General features: G+C 37.3%; 8 protein-coding genes. 2 read left to right on the top strand and 6 right to left on the bottom strand.

The window, feature by feature from the left end:
- Window positions 1-117: 117 nt before the first annotated feature.
- The 4 genes from AABJ51_RS09530 to AABJ51_RS09515 form a co-directional block, all read right to left on the bottom strand.
- Window positions 118-1,131: a FecR family protein gene (locus AABJ51_RS09530; RefSeq protein WP_338375875.1), complete on the bottom strand. Its 1,014-nt coding sequence runs from the start codon at window positions 1,129-1,131 to the stop codon at window positions 118-120.
- A 77-nt stretch (window positions 1,132-1,208) separates the two neighbouring features.
- Complete coding sequence (locus AABJ51_RS09525) at window positions 1,209-1,805, bottom strand: RNA polymerase sigma-70 factor (protein ID WP_026626180.1); 597 nt, start codon at window positions 1,803-1,805, stop codon at window positions 1,209-1,211.
- Window positions 1,806-1,928: 123 nt separating this feature from the next.
- A complete protein-coding gene (locus tag AABJ51_RS09520) occupies window positions 1,929-2,234 on the bottom strand; it encodes an MFS transporter (RefSeq protein WP_338375872.1) in 306 nt (101 codons plus the stop codon).
- Between the two features lie 260 nt (window positions 2,235-2,494).
- A complete protein-coding gene (locus AABJ51_RS09515; RefSeq protein WP_338375870.1) occupies window positions 2,495-4,441 on the bottom strand; it encodes a beta-L-arabinofuranosidase domain-containing protein in 1,947 nt (648 codons plus the stop codon).
- Window positions 4,442-4,980: 539 nt separating this feature from the next.
- Between AABJ51_RS09515 and AABJ51_RS09510 the strand changes: the two genes are divergently transcribed.
- Window positions 4,981-5,928 carry a fimbrillin family protein gene (locus AABJ51_RS09510; RefSeq protein ID WP_338375868.1) on the top strand — a complete coding sequence of 316 codons (948 nt, stop codon included), beginning with the start codon at window positions 4,981-4,983 and terminating at the stop codon, window positions 5,926-5,928.
- 115 nt (window positions 5,929-6,043) lie between these two features.
- Window positions 6,044-7,039, top strand: a complete 996-nt coding sequence (locus AABJ51_RS09505) for a fimbrillin family protein (RefSeq protein WP_338375866.1) — start codon at window positions 6,044-6,046, stop codon at window positions 7,037-7,039.
- Between the two features lie 89 nt (window positions 7,040-7,128).
- On the opposite strand, the gene AABJ51_RS09500 is transcribed toward AABJ51_RS09505, so the two are convergent.
- Window positions 7,129-8,577: a TolC family protein gene (locus AABJ51_RS09500; protein ID WP_338375864.1), complete on the bottom strand. Its 1,449-nt coding sequence runs from the start codon at window positions 8,575-8,577 to the stop codon at window positions 7,129-7,131.
- On the bottom strand, window positions 8,558-11,758 hold the full coding sequence (locus AABJ51_RS09495) for an efflux RND transporter permease subunit (RefSeq protein ID WP_338375862.1): 3,201 nt from the start codon (window positions 11,756-11,758) through the stop codon (window positions 8,558-8,560). Before AABJ51_RS09495 ends, AABJ51_RS09500 begins: the two co-directional genes overlap by 20 nt.
- Between the last annotated feature and the right edge of the window lie 17 nt (window positions 11,759-11,775).

The following is an 11,775-nucleotide window of genomic DNA, read 5'->3' as shown; positions in this document are numbered from 1 at the left end:
TTACTTCTCCTGGTTATCATTTTTGGTAGATCTGAAGTTCCAGGATAAAGGTATGAGCAGTGATGTTGTAATTGCTGCTCATTTTCTTAATCTTTCATTTATTCATAGGCTATTTTTTTAATAAAGAGTTATATTATTGCCATTCTTTTTATATTTTAATTTGGTAATAAAACAAATAGATTCTAAAACAGATTGAAGACTTTTATTATCGTGTTCGCCCGTTATTGAGTATTCCTCGTTGGGCCGTTCTAATTTAATATTTACTGCATATTTACGGTTGAGAGTATTAATTACATCTTTGATAGGAGCTTTATCAAAGTATAAGTATCCATTTCTCCACGAAGAAGCTTGTAATAAATCTTTCTTACTTTTCTGAAAATAATGGTTCTTCTTGTTTATCCATAATTCCTCGTTGGGGGTCAATTGAATAGAGCTATTTTCATCGAAAATACTGACTGCTACTTTTCCTGTTGATACGGTAACACCTATCCATTCGTCTTCGTCGTAACTTTTTACATTGAACGATGTTCCCAGAACTTTTATAGATATCTGTCCGGTATTAATAATAAAAGGTTTTTCTTTATTAGGGGTAACTTTAAAAAATGCTTCACCGGCAAGTTCTACCACCCGTTGTTTTTCATCAAAAATTTCGGGGTATTTCAAGCTGCTGGCAGAATTAATGTATATATCGGATTTATCGGGTAGTTTTATTTCTTTTTTCTCGCCGGCAGGTATGGTAATACTGCACATTTTGGGGTCGAACTGCTCGTTTCTTTTATTCATTAATAAATACATTGATACACTTGTTGCTATAATTATAGTAATAGATGCAACATAACGTATTATGTGGCGTGCTTTGGGCCTAAATCGAGGGAGAATCTGGCTTTTATCTTTTTCTGAATTTGCAATGATTCTAGATGCTTCGAAGTGGAGATTTAATCTTTCCTGTCTATCAATTTCGTCTTTCTGATTAATACTCTTTTCCCACTCTTCAGCAAGCTTGTTTTGAAATTCAGACACACCTTCCTCTCTGGAGATGCTATCCATTAAGTCAATAAAGTCCTGCCTCGAGAATTTGTCAGTCAGGTAATTGTCTATAATTTTTCGTATATCCAGATCTTTTTTGTGCATTTACTAATGGTATTTATATATAATACAATTAACCCTTCCACAACTGGGGGTGTAAACTGAAATATTTTTATGTTTTTTTATTGATAAAGAAAATAGAGAAATAATGGAAGGCAAAAGTGGATATCTGTATGTAATGACAGATATTTCTTAATATATTTCAACGATTCTGAAATATGCTCCTGAACGGTATAGATCGAAATATTTAATGTCGCAGCGATTTCTTTATGCGTCATATGCTCCATCCTGCTTAAGACAAATATCTTTTTCCGTGTTGGAGGCAATTTATTTATTGCTGCTTTAAAAAGATTCTTATATTCTGAATCTATTATTTCATTGTCAGCAGAGACTTGTTCGACCAAGCTCTTACTCATAATAATATCTATTATGTTTTTTTCTGTACTGTACCTCTTTAGAGTATTTAATATTCTGTTCTTTGTAATAGTGAAAAGATAGGATGAGATATTGTAGTTAGCGTCTATAAAATAGCGGCTTTCCCATAGGTGAGTAAATATATCTTGTACAATATCTTCTGTGAGATCTTTATCTTTCAAAAATTTCAATGAGAATAAAAACAATCGATTTTTATAACGTATGTATAGTTCGCAAAAAGCCTTTTCTTCGCCTTTCGAGAGCAATTCTGTAAGATGTTTATCTGTTTTGTCCTTATAAACCATCCGTATTAGATTCGAAGTGTATAAACAAAAATATAAACATTAAGTGTGTGTTGGACATTTACTAACATGTTCTAAAACATGATCGTATCTTTGAGCTACTGATTGCAAAGGATATTAAAGCAATTAAAAAAATATACCGGTAACTACAGCCGGTAAACCACCATAACCCAACTTGCCCAGAATCATCAGAGTAATACCTGAAAGCATAGCTATAATGGTAGCTGTCCGTAGGATGTGATCAAGGTTGAAAATCTTTACGAACCGTCTATTTAACAAACTAAAGCCAACTAATCCTGCTACATTGATCGCAAACAACCATCCATAGTATTCCTCGGATACTTTGAAATATGTGATGTAGACGGCTGGTGAACCTGCAATAAAAGCATAAGCCGCTATGTAAAAGAAAGTAAGACAGAGCGTATATTGCATAAACTTTTTGTTTGAAAACAAAACTTTGTAATTTGTAAATGCTTGCATTATTGATTTTTCCGAACGATGTTGCTGATGCATAGTTTCGGGCAGAAACATGAAATTTATCTCCTGATTATTGGAGAGTTTTGACAAAAAAGCAACAGGTATATCTGCCCGGGAATTTATCCAGAGTAAAGTGATAGACGAAACAAAGGTGTAAATATTTAATATTGATAAATCAACAAGTCAAATTCATAAATTAAGTAAGTATAGAATCATTACTTTTTGATAGGAAAATATATAGTGTATTTCTCATCACCTACTTCATAAAGAGGTTTAAATCGTATATTCTGAAACTGTCCTGTCGTCCTATAATGGCTTTGTTTCCATTTTACAGTCTTGTATTCTTGATCGTACTCATTGGTCAGTATTGAATGAATATCTTTTATGTCTCCGGATAGAGGCATATCATTATCACACATTCCGGCAAGTACAATCGGACCTTCCATAAATGCAACTGTATTTTGTGCACCTTCAAGTGGTTCGGCATATAATCGGGTCGGAAATTCGACTGAAACCTCATCATTATTCCACTCTTTGGTTAGAGTAAATCCTCCATCAGATATTTGTATATTCTGAGGAATTCCATTCAATTTAACGATTGCTTTTTCTTTTAACCATGCAGGTACTCTAAAATAAATTGAAAAGTTGACAGGCTGCTCTGCACTAACCTTAAATTTCATATTCCAACGGCTCGCTGAGTATTCTTTACTATAATGATTACCCAGAAAGTCTTGCTCAATCTTTACCGGTATATTATTTTTCTTCCAGCTTAATTCCGACGGTATATACTGACTTACTGCAATGCCTTTGTCATATTCATAATAAATATACTCAAGATATCTTACTTGTGCCTGAACCAAAGTTCCGTGGCAGCAATAGAAATCCATAGTCGGATGTCCCCATCCTTTCTCTCCACCTTTGGTATATCCTGCTCCCATTGGTAAGAAGTATGCAACCATGCCTGTTTGAGGATGTTGCTGTGCCAACAGCCCATTGTATATATTACGCTCTATGTAATCAGCATAAGCAAAGTTTCCTGTCCATTTTAATAAATAATCGGCTGTACGTATCATGTTATAAACTGTACAGTGCTCCTGATTATTCTGCCCTAGAAAATGATTAAGTTCATGAGGCGGAATCCAGTGTTCACCTGCATTTTGTCCTCCCGTACAAAAATGACCTCGATCTAATACTGCATTTTTCCAAAAAGCGAAGGTTATATTACGCCAATATGGATTACCCGTAACTTCATACACTTTAGCTGATCCGTGCGACCATGGTATACTTGCATTCGCATGATCATTTGACAATACATCATCGCCCTTTATCAAAGCTTGGAATATATATGGATTTCCATAACATTCCATCAAATCTTTATACTTTTGCTTCTTTGTCAGTCCATACAATTCGGCCCAAATTTCGAGCATACCACAAGCTTCTCCTCTGTAAATAGCCTGCGCATTATTATCAGCTATTTGTTTTTGTGTCCATTGATGAAACCAATCGGCAAAATTGTCAAGCACTTCCAAAGATTGCTCAGAACCTGTTAGCAAGTACATATCATACAAGCCCATCAAGGTTTTATGGATCGTATATTGAGGAGACCAGATTTGTTGACCACTAGCCATAAGATCAAAATACTTTTCAGGAATAGAACCAACCCATTGTCCTCCATTCATTTTCTGACATAAAGCCAGTTCTTGTACAATTCTATCTGCTTTAGATTTTATTTCAACATCTTTTGTTTCTGCATACATATATGCAGCAGCAGAAAGCCAGTGCCCTAAAAAATGTCCTCTTAGCTGGCACGATGGAGATTCCCATCCCCAATAAAAGTCCCCGATGTTTTCATCTTTATTCAAGCTGATATGCCCCGTTTTAGATATTCCAGCTTCATAGTAGAAGTTTTGCAAGAGCTTATCATTATCAAAGCTCAACAGGTATTTTCTGTTTAGATTATACCTTTCAAGAAAAAGACTTGGTAATAATTTAATGTTTTCTACTGATATTGGTTTAAATGTCTCGGAAGCCTTCCCTGATACTGAAAATAATGATGAATCATATGAAACATCTTTACTGGAATTATCAATATATATTACTTGTGCGGTAAATAGTTGGCTAAACAAAAAAGATAGGATGAAAAGTGAAAATTTTATTTTCATTAGATCGGTATAATTTAAGTTAACATTCCTATCCACAAATATAAACAGCTATAGCTTTAATAATTAATACTTTCTTTTCTAAAACTGATACTATTTTATTATTTAATCATTTAGTATTTATTTGAAGATCACGAAACGGGGAATTAGACTAATCAATATAAATGAACATTTATCTATTTTCTTTTACTCTTTGGTTAGAGTCTCTACAAGATTATAGATGTTCTACTTTAAATATAAAGATTGAAGTAAGTTTGAAATAGGAGAGTGGATAAAGGTTGAGATAGAAGCCATAAAAAGCCATTTTCTTGACATGGCTGCATAACCTATTTCTCTTACATTTATATGTAAATTCATAATGATGAAAACAATTGAGTAGTTTAATTGTTTCATCTATAAATGAATATGCTTTTTTCTAATATCATGCTTAGAAAACACCGATAGATCGTCTAATAGGGATAATTAACATATTATAACACAATAGTACAAAACAAAAGGATAATCTTTCAATCCTTTAATATTAACAGACTAACAATTTTATTATGAACAAAATTTCATCAAGCTTAGCCGTGGTGATTTTCACTTTTGGCTTTTTCGGTTGCAATAGTGGCGATGATGGCCTCGATGTAAATGATTCAAACGAAATCAGATTAACTGCGGGTGTTAAATCCCTCTCTTTGAGAAGCTCTCTTGGGCCTTTAGACAAAGACTTTACTGTAGACTTTCCTATTGGAATTTATGCGTATAATGTTGCGTGGAAGGCAGGAGCAACAAATCTTATCAGCAATAAAAATGCTACTGTTAAGGGAACTGCTTCACATGATGTGACTTTTGAAAATTCTACAGTTTATTATTATCCGACAGATGGTTCGATTGTTGAATTCAGAGCATTTGCCCCTCAAGGTACTGAATCGGCCGAGGCAACAGCAGGTACTGCCCCAAAAGTTAATATCGTAATCAATGGTCACGATGATGTGATGTTTGCTAAAGCCACAGGGTTTAAGGCAGGTTCGGCTCCGGCCTCCAATCCGGTACTAAACTTCGACCACTTATTAACACAACTCCGATTTACACTAAAAACAGATCAGACCTATACTAGTACTGTTGCTAAGGTGGTGTCGTTAAAGCTCAAACAGCAACCATCGATTGTGACTCTGGATGTCGAAGAAGGTGATATCACATTTGGTTCTACTAATCTGATAGATATGGAAGCAATAACAGCCAATAGCCAAACCGGAATAGGTAGTGTTGCGGTGGATACGCGGTCACCCCTGATGACTCGACCTGGAGCTTCTTATTCATTGGAAGTCGTAGTTCAACCAGATCCGGCTGATGCAGCTAAAACTGTGACTTATGATGCAACTATAACTGCAGATGGTTCGACAGGTGTTGCAAATATGATAACATTGACTTTCACTGCTAAAGGAATAACCGCTACCGCAACTGTTGCAGATTGGATAACAGGTGATGGCGGTTCTGTAATCTTGTAAATGTATTTTTAATAATAGGAATGAATGTCGATTGTTACTGATCGAAGTATTTTACGATTTTGTGAGGCAATCGACATTTCTATTGTTTTATGTATAAAAGACTCTTTTGGATGGTATGAGAAACACTTTACTTACGATCGTGATCTCTTTATTCTTTATAACTTTTATTAGTAGTTGTGCATCAGATGACTACGTCTTTGATTTTCAGAGAATTCCTGTTGATTTCACCGCTGGAGTTACCCAAACTAAGGGAGAATCGATCGTTGTTCTAAAAAACAGCGATTCACGTGAAAGTTCGACTCTGAAACTAATTCAAGGGAGCGTTGAGCCAATGGTTCCATTATTCAAAACACGAACGGCGTGGGATTCGGGAAATAATCAGGTTCGGTGGCTCGGTGATGATCAGTTTGGAGTGTATATGCGCTATCAAAAAGAAAATATGTCATTTCTTAATAAAAGCAATGTCCCATACAAAGTTCTTGCTGGTGATCAGCCTTCATCGTCAATAATAGCAATTGCTGATGGTTTATTCTTTAGCGGTAGATCTAACAATGCCCGATTTTATGCTTATTATCCCTATTCCGTATCGAATGGAGCTTCATTGCAAATTCCTTATACACTACCGATAGACCAGACTTCTGCTAAGGCTTTAGCTAATGCAGATGTTATGATTGCTTCAGGTATCATAGCTAATGGTGCTAATCCTGAAGTAAAGTTGCTCTTTGAGCATAAAATGGTTTTACTCTCGTTCAAGATAAATTCGACTATTGCGGTTACTCGCAATGTGAAAAAGGTGTCGGTTACCGGAACAAGTGTAACCAATCAGGGTACACTCAATCTGGAGACAAATGTAACTGTCCCTAATGTAAATTCCACTTTTACCCCGTTTGTAACAGTGAATAAGTCGATTTCTTTGATAACTCCTATTTACGTAGATATATTGATTAATCCGTGTACATTTACAGCTAATTCAAATAGCGCAAAATTTAAAGTAACAGTCGAAATGGATGCTTTGCTGGGAGGTACACACTCTACTTCTCTTGAAACAACAGCTACCTTTGTTGGAGGATATAGATATAACTATAATTTGCAAGTGCTTCTATCTCTCTGATCTCTTATTTGTCTAATTTTGAACACAGATTAGTCTTAATTAAAGTAATACAAACTAGTCGTATTTTACTATTTATAATTAAGTTGTTTTTATTTCCATCCGCCCCCTAAACTTTTGTATATATTGACTACTGTACTTAGTTGATTCTCTTTAGCTTGAATCAAATCTATTTTGGCATCCAGTGCATCGCGTTGTACCATTAATACATTCAGATAATCGGCACGTGAGTTTCTGAAAAGTTGAGACGAAATATCAATCGACCGATCTAATATTTGGCTTTCCTGCATTTTCAGCTTATAGTATTCATCGGTATTACTTATTTTAGATAGCTGATTGCTGACATCGATGTAAGCCTGTAAAATAGTCTTTTCGTATTGATAAAGAGCTTCAATTTGTTTAGCATCTGCCTCTTTGAATTTTGAGACAATAGCACTTCTGTTTATAAGTGGACCTGCCAGTCCGGCTGTTACATTATAAGCAACCGATTTCGGAATCTCCACCAGATAAGAAGGCTTGAAAGCATCTAGCCCAAGTGCCGCCGATATATTGAGCGATGGGTAAAACTCTTTGCGTGCAACTTCTACATCCAATTTTGCGGCTTGAAGTTCAAATTCAGCTTGTTTTATATCCGGTCTGTTTTGAAGCAGCTGTGATGGAATTCCTGTATAAATCGTATTTGGTACGATAGACATGAAAGATGCCTTATCCCGTTTTATAGGCTGGGGATAACGGCCAAGCAGAGTATTTATTTTGTTTTCATTTTCTACAATACTTTGGCGGATTGTAAACTCCGAAGCTTTTGCTTTTGCCAGTTCTGCTTCAAATTGCTTTACTGCAAGTTCGGTAGCCGCAGCGGCTTCTTTTTGTATTTTTGATACTTCAAGTGCTTTTTCCTGCAATCGAATATATTCAGCTATGATATCAAGCTGATTATCGAGTGAGAGTAATTCGTAATACTTCGTTGCTATCTCAGCTATAAGGCTTGAGAGAACAAAATTTTTGCCCTCTACTGTTGATAAATAACGCATTACAGCAGACTTCTTCTCGGTTCTGAGCTTATTCCATATATCCACTTCCCAATCTAACGTAAACCCACCCTGAAAATCAGCTAACGGATCGGGCATTTCTTTGCCGGGTTTTATTTCTGTTGTAGCATCACCTGCGCCTTCACTCGTATAGCGTCCGGCTTTACTTAGGCCGGCTCCAATATTATAGCCGACTGTAGGAGCCATGTTTCCCCGTTTAGCAGCAACTTCACTTTTTGCAATTTCGACTTCCTGAAGTGTAATCAGCAGGTCTTTATTGTTGTGAAGTCCTTCTTCGATCAGGCTTACAAGTGCCTGATCGGTAAAAAACTCTCTCCAAGGGGTTATCGCCTCATTGTTGGTGCTGTCTATTGCTGAATTTTCGCCAAAATTTTGAGGAACTGTTGTTTCTATGTCTCCACTAACTACGGTAGCTACCGGAGCCTTACATGCCGAAATACTAAAAGATAGGGCTATAAGGATAAAATACTTATTATTTCTTATTCTTTTCATTGGGTTTCGACGGTTTAATATATTCGGCATCTTCGGTAAAAGGTATATCTCTTTCCCATCTTGCCATTTTCAGTTTTTCCTGTATAAGACCCGTAATATAATAAAGTCCGGGTATGAGAATCAATCCGAATATTGTTCCTATCAACATTCCCCCTGCAGCGGCTGTTCCCAATGTACGGTTGCCGACAGCACCGGGTCCTGAGGCAAAAATAAGAGGAATGAGCCCGGCTATAAAAGCAAAAGAAGTCATAAGTATAGGGCGGAACCGAAGAAAAGCACCTTCTATGGCAGCCTCTTTAACAGATACTCCCTCCTGCGTTTTTTTATGAGCAGCATATTCTACAATAAGCACAGCATTTTTACCAAGCAATCCGATAAGCATCAGCATGGCAATCTGAGCATAAATATTATTCTCCAGTCCGACAAGCTTGAGGAACAGCATTGACCCAAAGATACCTGCAGGCAGACATAGAATAATAGGCAGAGGAAGAATAAAGCTTTCATACTGAGCCGATAATACGAGATAAACGAATCCAAGGCAGATAAGAAATATGAAGATTGTTTCATTTCCCTTTGATGACTCATCTTTCGATAATCCTTCCCAATCGATACCATATCCTTTTGGCAGGCTCTTTTGGGCTACTTCCTGTACCGCTTTAATAGCTTGGCTACTGCTATATCCGGTGGCGGGATTACCTTCAACTTCGGCTGAGTTGTACATGTTATGGCGGGTCATTTCAGATAAGCCATACACTTTCTCCAGCTTCATAAAATCCGAATAGGGAACCATTTCGCCATTATCGTTCTTTACCGTAAGCTTTAGTACATCTTCAGGCAGAGCCCTGTATTTCGGGTCGGATTGAACAATAACCTGATAAGGTCTTCCGAACTTAATAAAACTTGTTTCGTAGTCGGAGCCTATCATTGTAGAGAGATTACTCATTGCATTGTCTAGGGTGACCCCTTTTTGAGCTGCCATTTCTTTATCCACGTTGAGCATATATTGAGGAAAACTAGCAGAATAGAATGAGAATACCGATTTTAGTTCTGGCCTTTTATTCAGCTCGCCTACAAAATCTTTAGCGACTTTTTCCATAGCATGAAAATCACCTGTATTATCTTTGTCTAACAACCTCAGCTCAAATCCACTCGCTGTACCATAACCAGGTATAGAAGGCGGTTGAAAAAATTCGATGTCGGCACCGACAATATTTTTGCTTTTTTCCTCCAGCTCTTCAATGATTTGTGAAGCACTTTTCGACCTGTCTTTCCACTCTTTCAAGTTGATAAGGCAAGATCCTGAGTTAGAGCCTGTACCCTCATTTAGAATTTCGTACCCAGCGAGAGAAGACACCGATTCTACACCGTCTACTTTTTCACAAATATCCTGTAATTGGCGTGCTACTTGGTTGGTTCGTTCAAGTGTAGATCCCGGAGGTGTTACAATTTCGGCATAAATCATACCCTGATCCTCCTGTGGTATAAAACCGGAAGGCAGCATATTGTTAAGAAAGTATGCACACCCGCAGAACAGAAGAAGTAATGGAAAAGTTATGGCTTTTCGAGCAACGGTTCTTTTGAGTACAGATTTGTATTTTTCGGAACCGTTTTTAAATGAATGATCAAATTTATTCAAAAACCTTGTGATCACATTTTGCTTTCTCTTTTCGTCATGCTTATTACTAAGTATAAGTGCACACAGTGCCGGGGTAAGAGTCAAGGCGCATAGTCCCGAAATAGTAATAGACGAAGCCATTACAATCGAAAACTGTCTGTAAAAAACGCCCACAGGTCCGGGCATAAAGGCAATAGGTATAAATACGGATGCCATGACCAGCGTGATAGCTATAATTGCACCGCCTATCTCGGTAATAGCCGCCTCTGTAGCTTTGAGCGGAGTCAGGTGTTCGGTTTCCATTTTGGAATGTACAGCCTCTATCACCACAATGGCATCGTCTACAACCACGCCGATAGCCATAACCAGAGCAAATAACGAAATCATATTGAGCGTAATACCGAATAACCACATCACGGCGAAGCTGCCTATCAGAGACACCGGTACTGCAATCGTCGGAATCAGAGTCGATTTCCAATCTCCGAGAAATAGAAAAACAACGATAGCAACAAGTATAAATGCCTCGAAAAGAGTATGGATCACTTTTTCCATTGATGCATCGAGAAAACGAGAAACATCGTAACTGATTTCGTAATGCATTCCTTTCGGAAAATTAGTTTTCTGTAATTCAGCCATCAATGATTTTACATCTTTTATCACCTGACTTGCATTAGAACCATATGATTGCTTAATAGTGATTGCTGCCGATGGTTTTTTATTGAGGTTAGAATATATGTCATAAACCATGCTGCCGAAATTTATGTCAGCAACATCTTTGAGTTTGACAAATCCTCCATCCGGCTTTTTCTTCAATATCACATCGCCATATTCTTGTTCGGTAGAATAACGTCCGGGATATTTCAGTACGTATTCAAATGATTGCGAACGCTTACCCGAGCTCTCGCCGACCCTGCCGGGCGACACTTCTATGCTTTGGCTGCTCAAAGCATCCATTACCTCTTGTGACGATATGTTATACGCAGTCAAACGATCGGGTTTTAACCAAATACGCATAGCGTAGGTTCGAGTGCCGAGTATGTCGACAAAACCTACACCGTTGATACGTCTCAACTCGTCTAGAATATTTATGTCGGCATAGTTGAACAAGAACTTCTGGTCAGCGGCAGGATCATCACTGTACAGATTGACATACATGAGCATGTTTGGCTCCTCGCGTGTTATTTTTACTCCTTCCCTGATTACTTCGGGTGGTAATTTATTCACAGCCGATGATATACGGTTCTGTACATTGACTGCAGCTTCGTTAGGATCAGTCCCCAAGTTAAAAACCAGTTGAATAGATGCTTCGCCATCATTACCGGCATCAGATGTAATATATTTTATTCCGGGTACTCCGTTCAGAACTCGTTCAATGGGTATGATAACTGCTTTTACTAGCAACTCGTTATTAGCTCCCGGGTATTCTGCTGTCACATTTACCTTTGGAGGAGATATAGCCGGGAACTGTGTCACCGGAAGGTTTACGAGAGAAATAATACCAAAAAATACGATAACAAGCGAAATTACAATTGACAGAACCGGTCTGCGGATAAATTTCTTAAACATAACAATTCTCTTTTAGA

Source organism: Indolivaga capnocytophagoides (assembly GCF_036511535.1).
GTDB classification, from domain to species: domain Bacteria; phylum Bacteroidota; class Bacteroidia; order Bacteroidales; family Dysgonomonadaceae; genus Dysgonomonas_A; species Dysgonomonas_A capnocytophagoides.
The sequence above is the reverse complement of the archived record's forward strand: the minus strand, read 5'-3'. Positions and strand labels throughout refer to the sequence as shown.

Excerpts from the sequence above, each read along its gene's own strand:
- AABJ51_RS09530 (WP_338375875.1), bottom strand. The coding sequence starts at position 1,131 with ATGCACAAAAAAGATCTGGATATACGAAAAATTATAGACAATTACCTG.
- AABJ51_RS09515 (WP_338375870.1), bottom strand. The coding sequence starts at position 4,441 with ATGAAAATAAAATTTTCACTTTTCATCCTATCTTTTTTGTTTAGCCAA.
- AABJ51_RS09525 (WP_026626180.1), bottom strand. The coding sequence starts at position 1,805 with ATGGTTTATAAGGACAAAACAGATAAACATCTTACAGAATTGCTCTCG.
- AABJ51_RS09510 (WP_338375868.1), top strand. The coding sequence starts at position 4,981 with ATGAACAAAATTTCATCAAGCTTAGCCGTGGTGATTTTCACTTTTGGC.
- AABJ51_RS09520 (WP_338375872.1), bottom strand. The coding sequence starts at position 2,234 with ATGCAATATACGCTCTGTCTTACTTTCTTTTACATAGCGGCTTATGCT.
- AABJ51_RS09495 (WP_338375862.1), bottom strand. The coding sequence starts at position 11,758 with ATGTTTAAGAAATTTATCCGCAGACCGGTTCTGTCAATTGTAATTTCG.
- AABJ51_RS09500 (WP_338375864.1), bottom strand. The coding sequence starts at position 8,577 with ATGAAAAGAATAAGAAATAATAAGTATTTTATCCTTATAGCCCTATCT.
- AABJ51_RS09505 (WP_338375866.1), top strand. The coding sequence starts at position 6,044 with ATGAGAAACACTTTACTTACGATCGTGATCTCTTTATTCTTTATAACT.